Here is a 16,120-nt window from a genome sequence, read left to right on the forward strand (position 1 = left end):
GCGGGGGAGGCGTACGGATGCTTCCGTCGGCCTTCCGTTCCGTGCCCCCGACACGCTCGTCGAGTTCCGGCCATGTCGTCTCGGCCTGTCGTGCGAAGGCTGATAGCAGAGTGGGTCTCGTCTACGGGTAAGTTTGCCAACTGCGCACCGCACATGAACGGTTGACGTCTACAGTGGGTGGTTGGTGATCATCGGTAGCCTCGACAGACCCACGTAAGACACCCCCCGTAGTACGCCGCATCCTGGGCACGTACCAAGGACACTCATGTCTCAACTTCGCGCACCCGCCGCGCGGTCCGAACGCCGTGAGGGCGGGCGGCACGGCCGGTCAGGCGCCCGTTCCGCTTCCGGCGCGGGGGCTCCCAACCCCCCGCAGCACCCCGTGCCGCTCCCGACCGAAGCCCGCATACGCCCCCAACTCCTGCGTACCTCCGTGCTTCCCGCCGTCGCGGTCGCACTCGGTGGCGCCGCCGCCGTCCTCTTCACCCTCCGGTCCACCGGAGCCAGCCCCACCCCCGGCCTCTGGGCCGCGCTGACGGGCGCCGCGGCCCTCACGGTCGCCTCCGTGACCGCGGCCGCGCTCGGCGCCGACCGGGCGGCCAAGGCCGTCCTCGACCGCTGCAACGCCCTGCGCCGCTCCAGCGCGCGCGGCCAGAGCGAACTGCGTACGGTCGTCGAACAGTTGCGCAGGGGCGAGGGGGCCCCGGACCGCCCGGTCACCCCGCCGACAGCCGTGTCCGGAGACGAGTTCGACCTGCTCGCGCACGAGCTGAACCGCTCGCACGAGGCCGCCGTCGCGGCCGTGGTGCAGGCCTCCCGGCTCTCCACCAGCGTCGGCAACGAGCAGAAGGTCGAGGTCTTCGTCAACCTCGCCCGGCGTCTCCAGTCCCTCGTGCACCGCGAGATCCAGCTCCTCGACGAGCTGGAGAACGAGGTCGAGGACCCCGAGCTGCTCAAGGGCCTCTTCCACGTCGACCACCTGGCCACCCGCATCCGCCGCCACGCGGAGAACCTCGCCGTGCTCGGTGGCGCCATCTCCCGCCGTCAGTGGTCGAATCCGGTCACCATGACCGAGGTGCTGCGCTCCTCCATCGCCGAGGTCGAGCAGTACCCGCGCGTGAAGCTGGTACCGCCGATCGACGGTACGCTCCGGGGCCATGCCGTGGCCGACGTCATCCACCTGCTCGCCGAACTCGTCGAGAACGCGACGCTGTTCTCCGCGCCGCACACCACGGTGCTGCTGCGCGCCCAGTACGTCACCGCCGGCCTCGCCATCGAGGTCGAGGACCGCGGCCTGGGCATGCCGGTCACCGAGCAGAACAAGATGAACGCGCTCCTCGCCGACCCCGACCAGGTGAACGTGGCCCACCTGCTCCAGGACGGCCGCATCGGACTCTTCGTCGTCTCCGCGCTCGCCCGCCGCCACGGCATCGCGGTACGGCTCCAGTCCAACATCTACGGCGGTGTCCAGGCCGTCCTCGTGCTGCCCCAGGGCCTCCTGGGCGCCGACCCCGAGGGTCTCGCGCGCAGCGCGAACCAGACGGCCCAGATCCAGCACGTACCGCAGGCACCTCAGGTCCCGCAGGCACCTCAGGTGCAGCAGGTGCAGCAGGTGCAGCAGGCATCCCACGCGCCTCAGGTTCCGCACGCTCCCCAGGTTCCGCAGGCGCCGCGGGTCCCGCAGTCACCTCAAGCACCCCAGGGGCCGCACATGCCTCAGCAGGTGCCCCCGGCCGTCCGCGGGGTCCCCACTGCTCCGGCCCCTGCCCCCGCGCCCGTACCGGCGCCCATGCACACCCCCGCTCCCGTGCCCTCGCCCGTGCGGGCCTCGGCCCATGGGGCGGAGCACGCGTCGGGCGAGCTCCCGCACCGGCCGCTGACCTACACCACGTCCGCCCCCGCGATCCCCCTCCAGCAGTCGGAGGCCGTCGAGCGCGCCCAGCCCCCCGGCCGCCCGCTGCTCCCCAAGCGGCGCGCCCAGGAGCACCTCGTCCCGCAGCTGCGCGACGAACCGGTGGCGCGCAGGCCCGAGGAGCACGCCCTGCACGACCCGGGTCTGATGGCCGCGTTCCAGCGCGGCATCGGACTCGCCGAATCCCAGCCCGCAGCCCAAGAACCGCCGCGTCCCGGTGACGCGCACAAGGAGTAGATGCACCATGGCGAGCAATGTGCCGAACGGCCATTCCTCGGATCTCGACTGGCTGCTGAGCGGTCTGGTCCAGCGGGTCCCGTACACGCGGAACGCGGTCCTGCTCTCCTCCGACGGCCTGGTCAAGTCGGTCCACGGGCTCGACACGGACGCCGCCGACCACATGGCCGCGCTGGCCTCCGGGCTGTACTCGCTCGGCCGCAGCGCCGGCGCGCGGTTCGGCGACGGGGGAGAGGTGCGGCAGGTGGTCGTCGAGCTGGACTCGACGCTGCTGTTCGTCTCCACCGCCGGCTCCGGCACGTGTCTGGCGGTCCTCGCCGGGCGGGAGGCGGACGCCGCGGTCCTCGGGTACGAGATGGCGATGCTGGTCAAGAGCGTACGGCCGTATCTCGTCACTCCGGCCAGACAGGCGGCCGGCGCGGCGGGCAGCACGGGGCAGTGAGCGCGTTGTCCCCCCAGGAGGGGCCCTGGCTCGACGACGCGGCGGGCCGGCTGATCCGTCCGTACACCGTCAGTGGTGGCCGGACCCAGCCGACCACCGCGCTGGACCTCCTCTCCATGGTGATGGCGACCGGTTCCTCCCCGCAGCCACATATGGGTCCCGAACACAGCCTGGCCCTCGGGCTGTGCGGCGGACCCACATCAGTGGCGGAGATCGCGGCGCACCTACGATTACCGGCCGTCGTCACCAAGGTCCTGCTCTCCGACCTCGTGGACTGCGGGGCGCTGACCGCCCGCGCGCCCCGCTTCCACGCCAACCCAACCGACCGTTCCTTGCTGGAGGCAGTGCTCGATGGCCTACGACAACGGCTCTGAGCGCCACGAGAGCTTCGCGTCCGACCCGTTCCCCACCGCGCTCAAGATCCTGGTGGCGGGCGGCTTCGGCGTGGGCAAGACGACCTTCGTGGGCGCGGTCAGCGAGATCGAACCGCTGAGCACCGAGGAGCTGCTGACCCAGGTCAGCGCGGCCACCGACAGCCTGGAAGGCGTGGAGTCCAAGACCACGACCACGGTCGCGATGGACTTCGGCCGCATCACCCTCGACGACAGGAACGTGCTGTACCTGTTCGGCACCCCGGGCCAGGAGCGCTTCTGGTTCATGTGGGACGAGCTCTCCGAGGGAGCCCTCGGCGCGGTCGTCCTCGCCGACACCCGACGCCTCCAGGACTGCTTCTCCGCCGTCGACTTCTTCGAGCGGCGCGGCATCGGATTCGTGATCGCGGTCAACGAGTTCGACGGCGCCTACCGCTACGACCCCGACGAGGTCAGGAACGCGCTCGACCTCAAGCCCGAGGTACCCGTGGTGCTCTGCGACGCGCGGATCTCCAGCGCCGGCATCCGGACCCTCCTCACCCTCGTCCAGCATCTGCTCACCACCATCCCGGCCCCCGTGCCGAGCTACGGAGCACCCTCATGACCTACGACCCGACCGGTCACCTGCTGCTGACCCCCGTCGACCAGGAGGCGCCCGCCCGTGTGCGGCGGCTGCGGGAGCTGGGTCTCGGGGAGCGTCCGGAGCCCGCGTTCGACGAGTTCGCCCACCGCCTCGCGGAGGTGACCGGCGCCCCGTTCTCGATGGTCAACTTCATCGACGAGCACCGGCAGTTCTTCGCCGGGCTGCACACCCCGACGGGCACGCACACCGGCAGCGAGCTCAACGCGGCGGCCGGCGGGAACGTGGGCCGGTACATGGACCGCGACCACGGCTACTGCCCGCACGTGGTGGTGCGCCGCAAGGCGCTGGTCCTGGAGGACGTCTGCGACTACCCGCGGTTCGCGGGCAACCCGGTCGTGGACGAGATCGGCATCCGCTCGTACATGGGCGCGCCGCTGATCGACCGTACGGGGATAGCGCTGGGCACGATCTGCGTGGTCGACACGGACGTACGACCGTGGGGCCGCGCAGGTCTGGAGACGATCAAGTCGCTCGCGGCGGAGCTGGTGGAGCAGATCCACCGTCGTGAGGAAGGCCTGATCTGAGCCCGCGTGACGGGCTTGGTGCGTCTGGCGGGCCTGGACGGCCTGGCGGGCTTGGTGTGCCGAAGCGATGGCGCCCCGGGACGGCTCTCATAGGAGCCGTGCCGGGGCGCGTCTGTGTCTGTGATCGGTCATGCGTGTACGGGCTCCAGTTTGAGGAGGTCCGCCAGCCGCTCCGACCAACTGCCCTTGTCCTGGCCGAGAGCGACCTCGGCGAGGCGCAGCAGCTGGATGTCGGAGGTGCCGGCCGGGGCGAAGATGTGGTGCGCGTCGCGGAGATAGCGCTCGATCGGCCGGTTCGTGAAGAGACCGGCGGCCGCGTGGATCTCCATGGCGTTGCGGCCGGAATCGATCGCCGACTCCACGTTCACCAGCTTCGCGTTCATCAACTCCGCGTCGCAGGACAGCCCTTGGTCGAGCAGGTGGACGGCGTGGTACGCGGAGAGCCGGGCCGTCATGAGCCGCGACTGCATCTGGCCGAGCTTCAGCTTGACGGTGGGCAGGTGGTGCAGCGGCTTGCCGTAGCGGTGGCGCTCCTCGCAGAACCGGGTCGTCTCCTCCAGGATCGCCTGGTGGATGCCGAGCGAGACGGCGGTGAGGTTGGCCCGGCCGTACAGCACGCTGGAGGAGTACGCGACGGCCAGTCCGTCGCCCTCGTCGCCGAGCCGGTTGGCGGCCGGAACACGGCAGTTCTCGAAGACGAGTTCGCCGAAGCTGAAGCCGTGCAGGCCCATGGCGGGCTGCTGGGGACCGGTCCTGAAGCCGGGGCGATCGGATTCGACCAGGAAGGCCGTCAGTCCCTTCGATCCGGGACCGGTCCTGACCACGACGCCGTGCAGATGGCCGACGTGGCTGTTGCCCACGAAGACCTTGTTGCCGTTGAGGATGTAGTCGTCGCCGTCGCGGACCGCGCTCGCGCTCATCCCGAGGACGTGCCCGCCCGACTCGGGCTCGGTGACCGCGATGGTCGGCAGGCACTCGCCGGCGGCGATGGCGGGAAGCCACGTCTTGCGCTGCTCGTCGCTGCCGAAGTGGACGATCTTCGCGGTGCCGAGCTGGGAGGCCTGCACCATGGCGCCCATCGCGCCGCTGACGCGGGAGAGCTCCTCGATGATGATGGTCTTGGCCAGGTGACCGGCGCCCATCCCGCCGTACTCCTGGCCGATCGTGGCGCCCAGCCAACCCTGCTCGCAGATCAGTCGGGACAGTTCGTGGTGCACGGACCGGGACGCTTCCATCTCGGCTATCTTTGGCCGAACTTCACGCTCTGCGAAGTCCCTTACGGTCGCTCGGAGTTGGTGATGAAGGCGACTACTGAAGTAGCTGTCCACGCGAGAGTCCTCCCCTGCTCATCACCTGCTCGATCGAGTGTTCGAGCAGGTCGTGCATCGGCAGTGGTCCCGTCCCGAACAGGCCGACCCTTCATGGTGTTGATCTTTCCGGGGCGGAGCAATATCGCCACCGAGTTTGTCTCAAACCGGAGTGGTTGACGCCGGCAACTGACTGTGTTTCGGAAGGACTTGACCTGTTCGAGCGGGTCACCAGGGCATTCCCCGTGGACATCTTTCTGCCACATGCCATGGGCAAGCAGTTCGAGGGCATATGGCCCCGAGAGGGGCGGTGTCGCCTCATGAGCCACCTGTTCACCACAGGGTCGGCATCTCGGAAGGGTCCCGGAATGCGGACGGGGCCGGAACAGTGCGGCTGGGTGCGCGTGAATCCTTCGATCCGCGGGTGGCGGACGGCGTACAGGTGTGCTCGGCGGCGCCGGGGCGCGTCACGGGGAGTGAGGGGGGCGCGCTCCGGCGCGTGCGCGGCCGACCGGCGCCGTCGCGTCCGCGGCGAAGGAGGGACGAGCCGGGGACAAGGGGTGTCGGTGTCAGTGGGGCGTCGTACGGTCGAGGTATGGCCACTGCCGACGACGTACGCCGTATCGCACTCTCGCTGCCCGGGGCGTTCGAGAAGCTCGCCTGGGGCATGCCCACCTTCCGTGCGGGCCAGGGCGGCAAGATCTTCGCCTCGCTGGACGACGACGACCAGGCGATGGGGGTGAAATGCCCCAAGGAGGAGCGCGCCGAACTCCTCGCCGCCGAGCCCGCCAAGTTCTTCATCCGGGAAGGCCACGACGACGGGTACGCCTGGATACGTGTCCGGATCGGCGCCCTTGACGACGAGGACGAGCTCCGGGCCATCCTGGCCGATTCCTGGCGGCAGGCCGCGCCGCGCCGCCTGCTGCAGGAGTATCCGGAGGTCGGGGTGGATCCGGAGCGCGGCTGAGGCGGCGGGCGCGGGCCCGCTCCGGCCTGCCCCGCGCCCGCTCGGGCCCCCTCAGAGGTCGAAAAAGACCGAAACGCGCTCGCGCAGACCGACCGGGTCGAGGCCCTGCCCCGCGAGGTGCTCGTCGAGCGTGCCGTACCTGCGCAGCTCCCGGCGGGCGACCCCGAGCCCGAGGACCCGGTGCGGCAGCGCGGCGAGGGCGTCGTTGGCGGCGGCGGTCGACGTGCCGGCGAGGTACGGCTCGACCAGGACGACGTCCGGGCGCGCCCCGTCGACCGCCCGGCGCAGGCCCTCGGCGTCGAAGGGGCGCACGGTCGTGGCGTAGAGGACGGTCACGTCGAGGCCCTCGGTCGCGGCGAGGACGCTGTCGAGCAGGGGCCCGACGGCGACGACCACACCGGCCCGGCCCTCGCGGACGGTACTGAAGCCGGGGGAGACGGGGCGGGCGACGGCGTTGGACTGGACGGAGAGCCGGACGTAGTCGAGGCCGTCGCCCGCGGCCGCCTGCCGTACCAGGGCCTCCGCCTCGTCAGGGTGGCCGGGGACGTGGATCGTCCAGCCGTCGAGGGTGTCGAGCAGGGCCACGTCGCCGGGTGCCATATGGGTCAGGCCGCCGGCCGGCCAGTCGTAGGAGGCGCCCGCACTCACCAGTACGCCACCCACGCCCTGGTGGCCGAAGTCCAGCTTGATCTGCTCGAAGGGCCGCTCGACCAGGAAGCTCGCGAAGGTGTGCAGCACCGGCCGCATCCCGGCCAGCGCGAGCCCGCCGCCCGCGCCGATCAGCAGCTGCTCGCGGATCCCGACATTGATCACCCGGTCCGGATGGCGCCGCTCGGCCTCCCGGAAGCCGTCCCTGCTGATCTCGGCGAGGACGAGCGCGAGGCGCGGGTCCTCGTCGAGCAGCCGGCCGGTGGTGGCGATGAAGCGGTCACGCATCGTGTCCATGGGGGAAGCTCCTTCTTACGGGTCTCGGTCTCACGGGTCTCGGTCTTACGGGTGTCGGACCGGGCTGATCAGGCGTTCTTGGGCTCGACACGGGCGACGACGGCGCGCGGCCGGCCGGGGTGGGGCGCGGTGAAGGCGGCGTACAGCGCCTCGTGGTCCCGCCCGTCCACGGTCTCCGCGGACCAGCCGGCGGCCTCGAACCGCGAGGCGATCCCGCCGGGCCAGCCGTGGGTGGCGGAGCCGTTGTCGATCACCAGGGTGTGCAGCCGCTCCAGGCCCGCGGGCCCTGCGTAGGCGATGGCCTCGTGGTTGCTGCCCTCGTCCAGCTCGGCGTCCCCGATGAGCACCCACACCCGCGCCTCGGTGATCCCGCGCGCCCGCAGCCCGAGCGCGCTCCCCACGGCCAGCGGCAGCCCGTGCCCCAGCGACCCGCTGCCGATCTCGGCGCCGGGCACGAGAGTCCGGTCGGGATGGTGCCCGAGGGGCGAGTCGTACGAGCCGAAGCCCGTGAGCAGCTCCTCGGGGAAGAACCCCTTGGCGGCGAGGACGGCGTAGTACGCCATCGGCCCGTGCCCCTTCGACAGCAGGAACCGGTCCCGGTCCGCCCGCCCCACGGTCTCGGGCGACACCCGCAGCACCCGGTCGTAGAGCACCCAGAGCGCGTCGAGGGTGGAGGTGGCGGCGGGCGAGTGCTTCTCGTCACCGGTCATCAGGCCCATGAGGCCGTGGAGCCGGTCGATGTCCGTGTTCGTCATGCCACCCACGGTGCAACCTCAAGCTTGCTTGAGGTCAACCCGTAAAGCGGTTCGTGACCACCCGTGGAAGTGCGGTATTGTTCTCATGCGCGTGCGGCCGGGGGAAACCCCAGGTCAGACGGGCATCGGGACGTGGCGCAGCTTGGTAGCGCACTTGACTGGGGGTCAAGGGGTCGCAGGTTCAAATCCTGTCGTCCCGACTGTGCGGAAACGCAGGTCGGAGGCCGTTCTCTCATCCATGAGAGGGCGGCCTTTGGTGCGTCCGGGGGCGTGGTGGTCGCAGTGTGGTCGCATACCCGGGGCGTGGCTGGTTCGCCAGGGTGCTGTTGGCAGTTGGTGCGGGAGAGTGAAGCCTGTGGAGGGCTGCGCGGAGGCGGCGGATGTGGCCGCGCGGTGGTCGCAGCCACACGGGCCGGTCCGTACGGACCGCCGTCTGCTGGGCTCCGCTGAGGACGTGGTCGATGGTGTCGACGGCCTGGTGTGCGGCCTGTTGGGTGAGGTGGCTGTAGAGGTTAGCGGTCGTCGACAGGGTGGAGTGTCGCAGCATCTTGGAGACCACGGTGAGCGGAACGCCGGCGGAGGGCTGTGGCGACGCGGGGTGAGTTGGCGATCCAGCCTCTGCTCGACCGGGTCTTCGGTGTCGTGATGACCAGGCGGTTGTTGTCGACGGCGGAGAGCGTGCAGCGCACGCAGAGCACGCCCTGGGCGAGGTGGACGTCGTCCGCCAGCGCCCACGCCTCCGCCACCGGCATCCAGCTCGGCACCAGCGCAGGCCCGGCATCGGCACCTTCAACGTGCCGGCCATCTCCCACACTGGCGACGTCCTTGCCCACTGATCTGCGCTGCTCCTCGCAGAGCGCGGCCCTGAGCCGATGGTGCGCGAGCTCGCCGACCGCAATCGAGGTCACCTCGCGACCCACTGGCCGCCCCTGGTTACGGAAGCAGACGCTGCTTTTCACACGGCAGCCCCGTTGCCGCTCGGGCGCATCACGGACATGCGTGGGGCTCAGACAGGACACGAGCTGGGGACCAGTTGGGGACCACACGGTGTGCGCGCCGGTGCGCGAAGAGTCGGCACGTACACTCCCTGCGCCCTGATTAGGTCCAGAGAGATCTGAAACGGCCCCTCGATCGTTTTTGGGGACCACTTCGGGACCAACTCGCCTTGACCGCGTCAGCGGGCGACCAGGATGGGACTCGGCAGGGAGCGCGGCGCGCGGAGCACGCTGAGGTGTGCCGAGAGGGCCGCGCCTGCGGCGGTGATCTTCGCCGACCGGCTGATGAGAGTGCCGTGTGACGCCGGTGGGGACCATTCGGGGACCAGTGCACTCGACCGGTCAGAGCGCACCTTGACCCGGTCGGGAAGAACGGCGGCAACTCCCGCAACGGCACTCGGGCACCACGCCGACCCGATCGTCTGTCCGACGGGCGCGTCCTGAGGGCGACGGCGGTCAGCAGGACAACTGCGGTCTAGGAGAGGGCACTGCCAGCGGCGGGCAGGACCTGTTCGGCCCAGATGACCTTGCCTTCCGGTGTGTACCGGGTGCCCCAGTGCTCGCTGAGCTGGGCCACCAGGAACAGTCCGCGGCCTCCCTCGTCCGTGGTGGCGGCGTACCGCAGATGCGGGGCGGTACTGCTGCCGTCCCACACCTCGCAGGTCAGAGTGCGATCGCGCAACAGACGAACGCGAACTGGCGCGGCGGCGTACCTTATGGCGTTGGTGATGAGCTCGCTGAGGATCAGTTCTGTGGTGAAGGCGAGTTCCTCCAGGCCCCACTCCTCGAGTTGCTCGGCCGCGAGGCCGCGCACGGCGCCGACCTCGCTCGGGTCGAACGGTACGTCCCACTCTGCGACCCGGCTGGGGCCCAGAGTCCGTGTCCGGGCGATGAGCAGCGCGATGTCGTCGGCCGGCCGGACGGGGAGCAGGGCGTCGAGTACGGCGCGGCGGCTGGCTTGCGGGTCTCGGTCGGGGTGGCTCAGCGCCGTGCGCAGCCTTTCCAAGCCCTCTGAAATGTCCCGGCTCCGCTCCTCGACCAGCCCGTCGGTGTACAGGACGAGCTGACTGCCTTCCGCCATGTGCAGTTCCATGCTCTCGAAGGGCATGCCTCCCAGCCCCAGCGGGGGACCGGCCGGCAGTTCCGAGATCGTCGTCGTGCCGTCCGGGGCGACCACGAGCGGTGGCATGTGCCCTGCCCGCGCCATGGTGCAGTTCTGCGAGACCGGGTCGTAGACGGCGTACAGGCAGGTCGCGCCCAGGACACCGCCGTCCGAGGGCGCGCTGTCGCCTTCCTGGTCCATGCGCTGGACGAGGTTGTCGAGACGGGCGAGGAGTTCGTCGGGCGGCAGATCCAAGGAGGAGAAGTTGTGCACGGCCGTGCGCAGCCGCCCCATGGTGGCCGCGGCGTGCAGGCCGTGCCCGACGACGTCTCCGACGACGAGCCCGACGCGGCTGCCCGACAGCGGGATCACGTCGAACCAGTCCCCGCCCACTCCGGACTGGGCGGGCTGGTAGAAGTGCGCGACGTCCACCGCGCTCTGCTCGGGCAGATCCTGCGGCAGCAGGCTGCGCTGGAGCGTCACGGCGAGATTGTGTTCGCGGGTGTAGCGGCGGGCGTTGTCCATGGTGACCGCGGCGCGGCCGACAAGCTCCTCGGCCAGGGACAGGTCGTCGTCGTCGAACGGTTCCGGCTTCTGCGACCGCCAGAAGTTGACGATCCCGAGCACGACACCTCTGGCTTTCAGCGGAGCCGCGATGAGCGAGTGGATGCCGTAGTCGACGATCCGGGACGTCCGCAGCGGGTCCTGGGCGTGCCAGCCCGGCGCGTCATGGAGATCGGGTACGAGTTCGGTCGTGCCCGTACCGTAGCCACGGGCCTGCGGTGTGGACGGCAGGAAGTCGATCAGTGCGCCGAGCGGGTACAGCGGGTGATCGGATCGGATGCCGCTGACCGCCGTGCGCCGCATGTCGGCGCCCGGGCCGGGCTCGTCGCCCTTCAGTACCGGGTCGGCCAGGTCGACCGTGACGAAGTCCGCGAACTGGGGAACGGCGACGTCGGCCAGTTCCTTCGCGGTGCGGACCACGTCGAGGGTGGTGCCGATGTCACCCCCGGCGTCGTACAGCAGCTTGAGCCGCTTGCGGGCCGTCTCCGCCCGGCTGCTCAGGAGCTGCATCTCGGTGGAGTCGCGGATGGTGACCGCCGAGCCATGCGGGCGCGTGGGCCGCTGATTGACCACGAGCAGCCGGTCCCCGGCCTCCAGCACCTCGTCGGTGGCCACCCGGCCGGACAGCAGCAGCTCCGCCATTCGGCGATCCATGCCGACCTCGTCGACGGGGCGTCCTTCGGCGTCGTCCGGCAGGCCGAGCAGTCGTCCGGCCTCGTCGTTCGCCAGGAGTAGCAGTCCGTCGCCGTCCGTGATCAGCACCCCTTCGCGGACGGAGTGGAGCACCGCGTCGTGGTGCTCGTACATGCGGGTCATCTCCTGCGTGCCGAGCCCGTGGGTCTGGCGGCGCAGTCTTCGGCTGATCAGCGCCGTGCCGACGGTGGCCAGAGCCAGACCGATGGCGATGGCCAGGAGGATGACCGGAAGCTGACGGTCGGCGATGCCGGTCACGCTCGCCACCGTCAGACCTGCCGATACCAGGGCGACAACCTCACCGTCGGGCGAGGTGACCGGGACGATCGCCTGGATCTCCTTACCGAGCGGCCCCTCCACACTCTCGGTGTACACCTCGCCGGCGAGTGAGGGCTCGATCGTGCCGACGAACCGCTCGCCGATGCGGTCGGGCTGGGGGTGGCTGTAGCGGATGCCGTTCGTGTCCATCACCACGATGAAGTCCACGCCTGCGTCCTTGCGTGTCTCCTCGGCGAGGGGCTGCAGGATCGCGGACGGGTCCGGCGAACTCAGCGCGTCCTGCAGGCCCAGGGAGTTCGCAAAGGTCTGAGCCACGGAAACCGACCGGTTGCGCGCTTCACGGTCGATGTCGTACCGCGACTGCAGCAGCAGAGCCAGGAGGGCCCCGGCGGCGAGCAGCACCACGATCGCCACCTGAAGGACGAAGACCTGTCCGGCGACGCTTCCGAATCTTCTGCCTAGGTTCGACCGCACCGGTACGCCGGGCACGATAGACGAGACGGGCTCACAACCCCAGTTGTAGCACCTCCCCGCGGCCGGGGCTCCTGGCTTTCACGGTACGCGTCTGAACCACTACACAAGGTTCCCACCGCTGCGGGTCAGGGGGATGGACGTAGATCCATGATCTGGGAGACGAGGGCGTCCAGGGCGAGGCGCTCGCCCTCCCGGCCGCGGGACAATGCGTTCGGTCCGGCGCAGGAGGGCGGCGACGTCGGGCCTCGAGGCGCGGAGCAGGGCGGTACATCCTCTTCCGCGGCCGGCGGGTGAGAGGTGGACACGGCCCGAGTGGTCGCCGCGGCCGGGGAGAACGATAAGTCGCCCGTGTGGCTCGTCCCTCGGCGCCGGCCGTGAGTACGGTGCGCGAGAGGGCTCACGCGAGGGACACCGGCGAGCCGGTGTGACTGGCGGGACAGACCGTGCACGGGGTCCTCGGCCGCCTTCGCGCTCCTCACCCGTGTTCCAGCCTGGCGGCAGGTGGGGACCAGTTGGGGACCACACAGTGTGCGCGGCGGTGAACGGCCTGGGTGTTCAAGCGCAACTCGCGCCCAGAATTCGTTCGTTATGTCACGACAATCCCCATGGCCCCTATTCCTGGGGGTCAAGGGGTCGCAGGTTCAAATCCTGTCGTCCCGACTGTGCGGAAACGCAGGTCGGAGGTCGTTCTCTCATCCGTGAGAGGGGGGCCTTTCGTGTGTCCGGGGGGACGCTGCGGTGTCAGTGCCCTCAGCTATCGTTCCCGCCACCTGACACCGACTGTAGGGATCACGAGAGTGACCGGCCTGTCTGCTTTTCCGCTGCCCTTCAACGCCTCCCGTTCCCTGGCGTTCGCGAAGCCCCGAACGCTTCGGGAGCTCGAGATCATGCGGTGCAGCGCGCACATCCGGGCGAAGCCGGAGTGGTTCGACAAGATGAACGACGCCGACATCGTCTCCAGGTGGACGCGAGAAGCGGTCGACCAGGGCCTCACCGAAGCGCAGGTCCGCTACGTGCTTGCCGAACTCGCGCACTACGCCGCGCTGCGGGACGGACGAACCGGCATCGAGGTGTCCGCCGTCGACGGGGTGTGGCAGTCGGACGCCCTGGTCGACGACAAGCTTCGATCCCGGCTGCGCGAGGCGGTCCGGGTTCTGGAAGAGGTTCCCGACGCGGAACGGGACTGGCATCCCGGATCCGACGGGCAGGTCCTGGATCTGGTTCACCCCTCATTGTTCTGCCTGGTGAAAGGCGTGAGCGGCGCGCCTGAGCGGGCTTGGGAGAACCCGACGGACCGCTACTCGAAGTACGAGTTCTCGGAGCAGTTCCAGTGGCTGCCCACGGACGTCGACGTCAGCGGCGACGGCGAGGTCGCCTTCCGTTCGTACGTCAACAACGTCCACCCCGAGACTCATCGCGAACTGGCCTCCGTCCTGCCGGACTTGTTCGCGCGTATGCGCCCGCTGCTGGAGAACGTGCTCACCGATCTGCGCCATCCGCGGCCCCTGCGGATCGAGGCCGATCCCTACGGGTGGTACGACTCGGAACCGGAGTATCCGAAGAAGTCCGACTACAGCGATGCCGGGGCCCACGCGGACGCCATCGACGCCTGGACGGACGCCCAGGAGGAGTGGTGGGACACCCGCCGCCCGGTCATCCCGGACGCCCCGGCCTTCACCCTGCCCGAGGCGCCCGACGAATCCGCCCGGGTCGACCTGCGCGGCCGCCGTCTTCAGGTCATCGTCAAGCTCGCCACCGTGCATCTCACCCCGGAGAAGCCCGAGTACGAGGGCGGCTCCTGGCATGTCGAGGGGATGCTGAACGAGCGGATCGTCTCGACCGGCATCTACTACTGGGACAGCGAGAACATCACCGAGAGCCGGCTGGGTTTCCGGGCGGCACTCGACGACCCGCGCTACGAACAGAACGACGACGACGGCCTGCGCGAGGTCTACGGTCTGGAGGACGAAGACGCGCTGAACCAGCTGTTGGGATCGGCGCCGACACCGGCGGGCCGCTGCCTGGCGTTCCCGAACATCCTGCAACACCGCGTCGACTCGTTCCGCCTCACGGACCCCACGCGCCCGGGACACCGCAAGATCCTCGCGTTCTTCCTGGTCGACCCGTCGGAGAAGATCGTCTCGACATCCGATGTGCCACCGCAGCAACCGTGGTCCGACACCTCGACCATGACGCTCGAACAGGCCAAGGACCACCGCGAACAGCTCATGCGGGAACGCAAGTTCTTCGTCGACGAACACAACGAGCAGCTCTACGAACGGGAATTCTCCCTCTGTGAGCACTGAACCTCTTCGGCCGCCCGGACCCGGTGGAAGTGGATGAGGATGTCGTAGGCCCGGCCGAGGGCGAGGGTCGGCAGGGGATCAGGGGTGAAGGTCGAGCCGGCGTCGTGGACCGGCCGGGCGCGGTCGAGCCAGGCGCGGGCCGCGCCTGGTGCGGTCCGCAGGTCGAGGTAGAAGTCCCGGTACGCGACCCTGTCCAGGATGTGCTCGTTCATGCCAGGGCGTGCTGCCGGGACGGTGACCGGCCTCCAGTCCCCGTCGAGGGACGTGTCCTTGGTGAGGAAGGAGCCCCCGGCGAAGCTGAAGCCGATCGCGGCGTAGTCGCGGCCCAGGCTGTCGCGCAGCACGGCGCCCTGCGTCCGCGGGTACATGTCCGGGTGGGTGGACAGGTACCCGACGTGGCCGTTGTGGGCCGACAGCAGCATCTTGTGGCCGGTCTGGCGGTGCCACCAGAGCACGTTGTCGGCCATGGCCTGGTCGCGCAGGCGCTCGGCGGCGGTGACCGAGGCCGGGTCGGCGAGGTCGACGGTGGCGAAGGCGAAGGTCTGCGCGATGTTCCGGGCGTGCTGCACCGTCCACGCGTGGGCGTCGCCGCCGCCCTCCTGGTCCTCGGCGATCAGGTCGAGTGCCTCCTGCGCGCGTGCGGCGTTCTCCTCGCGTTCGGCGACCGGCTTGCGGAGGTAGCCGAAGATGTCGTCGAAGGGGCGCAGCCCGGCGTACAGCTCGGTAAGTCGGGGCAGCGCCTCCGGCCGGGTGGTGCGGACGGACGACAGGACGCGCTCGAAGACGTGGTCGCCCAGCTTCGGCGCCCCGAGGTCGTCCCCCATGAAATGGACCCGATGGTCGGGGTGGCGGTCGTTGTATGCGCGCATCCAGCCGATCAGGCTGACGAACTCCGAGCGCTCCCAGGGGGATCCGGCCAGGGTCTCCCGCGCGATCCCGCGCGGGTCGCCGGGACCTCCCTGGAGGTATTCGTCGATCCTGAGCCCCGCCGACCAGCTCATCTCCAGGGCGAAGGTGGTGAATCCGCGTTTCTCGACCAGGTGTCGGAAGACGCGTTCCTTCATGGCGAAGAACTCGTGCGAACCGTGCGTGGCCTCGCCGAGACCCACCACCTTCGCTTCCCCGACCATGGTGCTCAGCGCGCGCAGGTCCCCGCTCCGGCCGCCGGGTTCCGGGGAGCGCAACGGGTGCGCGGCCCGTTCCAGGGACCGTACGACGGCTGCTTCCCGGTTCGTCGCGGCGGATGCGGGAGAGGTCCCTCCCGCGGCCGGTGCCGCTGAAGCCGCCGGGGCGGCCAGTGGCGTGGCGGCGAGCGCGCCTGCGAGAGAGAGCAATCGTCGCCGGCCGATCGTCTTCTTGTGTCCGTCCATGCTGATCACTCCTCGAATGCGGCGGCTTCCTGAGCCGATGAAGTGATCTTCGTGTGCTGGGGCGCGGACCGCGCTGGGGTGTCCCACCGACTTCCACCAGGGGACACCCCCGGTACGGGGGAGGGGGTTACCCCTACCTCGTTCGGGCCGCTGGCCGGATGGTCCGGTGGATCTTGAGGCGAGCAGGGTGGAACGGACCCATCCGGAACCCATCCGGATCCATCCGGATCCACG

At 70.0% G+C, this 16,120-nt stretch carries 13 protein-coding genes and 1 tRNA gene; 8 read left to right on the plus strand and 6 right to left on the minus strand.

The window, feature by feature from the left end:
• The first annotated feature begins 265 nt into the window (after positions 1–265).
• Genes ACFWRO_RS04870 through ACFWRO_RS04890 form a run of 5 tightly spaced genes read left to right on the plus strand, consistent with a single transcriptional unit; the run spans position 266 to position 4,129 of the window.
• Entirely contained in the window at positions 266–2,149 is a 1,884-nt protein-coding gene (locus ACFWRO_RS04870; RefSeq protein ID WP_384504337.1) for an ATP-binding protein, read from the plus strand.
• Between the two features lie 7 nt (positions 2,150–2,156).
• Positions 2,157–2,591 (plus strand): roadblock/LC7 domain-containing protein, encoded by a 435-nt coding sequence (locus ACFWRO_RS04875; protein ID WP_215071982.1) that lies wholly within the window; start codon positions 2,157–2,159, stop codon positions 2,589–2,591.
• A complete protein-coding gene (locus ACFWRO_RS04880) occupies positions 2,588–2,965 on the plus strand; it encodes a DUF742 domain-containing protein (protein ID WP_384504339.1) in 378 nt (125 codons plus the stop codon). Before ACFWRO_RS04875 ends, ACFWRO_RS04880 begins: the two co-directional genes overlap by 4 nt.
• On the plus strand, positions 2,943–3,566 hold the full coding sequence (locus ACFWRO_RS04885) for an ATP/GTP-binding protein (protein ID WP_384504341.1): 624 nt from the start codon (positions 2,943–2,945) through the stop codon (positions 3,564–3,566). Before ACFWRO_RS04880 ends, ACFWRO_RS04885 begins: the two co-directional genes overlap by 23 nt.
• On the plus strand, positions 3,563–4,129 hold the full coding sequence (locus ACFWRO_RS04890) for a GAF domain-containing protein (protein WP_384504342.1): 567 nt from the start codon (positions 3,563–3,565) through the stop codon (positions 4,127–4,129). The genes ACFWRO_RS04885 and ACFWRO_RS04890 overlap by 4 nt, the downstream gene beginning before the upstream one ends.
• Before the next feature lie 128 nt (positions 4,130–4,257).
• Here ACFWRO_RS04890 and ACFWRO_RS04895 read toward each other — a convergent pair whose 3' ends face one another.
• Positions 4,258–5,457: an acyl-CoA dehydrogenase family protein gene (locus tag ACFWRO_RS04895; protein WP_384504343.1), complete on the minus strand. Its 1,200-nt coding sequence runs from the start codon at positions 5,455–5,457 to the stop codon at positions 4,258–4,260.
• 574 nt (positions 5,458–6,031) lie between these two features.
• Between ACFWRO_RS04895 and ACFWRO_RS04900 the strand changes: the two genes are divergently transcribed.
• Positions 6,032–6,403: an MmcQ/YjbR family DNA-binding protein gene (locus ACFWRO_RS04900; protein WP_384504345.1), complete on the plus strand. Its 372-nt coding sequence runs from the start codon at positions 6,032–6,034 to the stop codon at positions 6,401–6,403.
• Between the two features lie 51 nt (positions 6,404–6,454).
• Here the strand turns inward: ACFWRO_RS04900 and ACFWRO_RS04905 are convergent, their stop codons facing one another.
• Together ACFWRO_RS04905 and ACFWRO_RS04910 are read right to left on the minus strand one after the other, a co-directional pair.
• Positions 6,455–7,348 (minus strand): transketolase family protein, encoded by an 894-nt coding sequence (locus tag ACFWRO_RS04905; protein WP_384504347.1) that lies wholly within the window; start codon positions 7,346–7,348, stop codon positions 6,455–6,457.
• Positions 7,349–7,416: 68 nt separating this feature from the next.
• Positions 7,417–8,103: a transketolase gene (locus tag ACFWRO_RS04910; protein WP_384504349.1), complete on the minus strand. Its 687-nt coding sequence runs from the start codon at positions 8,101–8,103 to the stop codon at positions 7,417–7,419.
• Between the two features lie 126 nt (positions 8,104–8,229).
• Between ACFWRO_RS04910 and ACFWRO_RS04915 the strand changes: the two genes are divergently transcribed.
• Positions 8,230–8,303 (plus strand) — tRNA-Pro (locus ACFWRO_RS04915).
• Between the two features lie 312 nt (positions 8,304–8,615).
• On the opposite strand, the gene ACFWRO_RS04920 is transcribed toward ACFWRO_RS04915, so the two are convergent.
• Together ACFWRO_RS04920 and ACFWRO_RS04925 are read right to left on the minus strand one after the other, a co-directional pair.
• The gene (locus ACFWRO_RS04920; RefSeq protein WP_384504350.1) at positions 8,616–9,011 is read right to left on the minus strand and encodes a hypothetical protein; all 396 of its coding nucleotides are present in this window, start codon (positions 9,009–9,011) and stop codon (positions 8,616–8,618) included.
• Positions 9,012–9,573: 562 nt separating this feature from the next.
• Complete coding sequence (locus ACFWRO_RS04925) at positions 9,574–12,150, minus strand: SpoIIE family protein phosphatase (protein ID WP_384504352.1); 2,577 nt, start codon at positions 12,148–12,150, stop codon at positions 9,574–9,576.
• A gap of 857 nt (positions 12,151–13,007) precedes the next feature.
• On the opposite strand from ACFWRO_RS04925, the gene ACFWRO_RS04930 reads away from it, so the two are divergent.
• Positions 13,008–14,516 (plus strand): DUF4246 domain-containing protein, encoded by a 1,509-nt coding sequence (locus tag ACFWRO_RS04930; RefSeq protein WP_384504353.1) that lies wholly within the window; start codon positions 13,008–13,010, stop codon positions 14,514–14,516.
• Here the strand turns inward: ACFWRO_RS04930 and ACFWRO_RS04935 are convergent.
• Positions 14,483–15,886, minus strand: coding sequence for an erythromycin esterase family protein (locus tag ACFWRO_RS04935; protein ID WP_384504355.1), 1,404 nt, complete (start codon positions 15,884–15,886; stop codon positions 14,483–14,485). The genes ACFWRO_RS04930 and ACFWRO_RS04935 overlap by 34 nt on opposite strands.
• Between the last annotated feature and the right edge of the window lie 234 nt (positions 15,887–16,120).

It is taken from the genome of Streptomyces sp. NPDC058579 (assembly GCF_042718575.1).
In the GTDB taxonomy this organism is placed as follows: domain Bacteria; phylum Actinomycetota; class Actinomycetes; order Streptomycetales; family Streptomycetaceae; genus Streptomyces.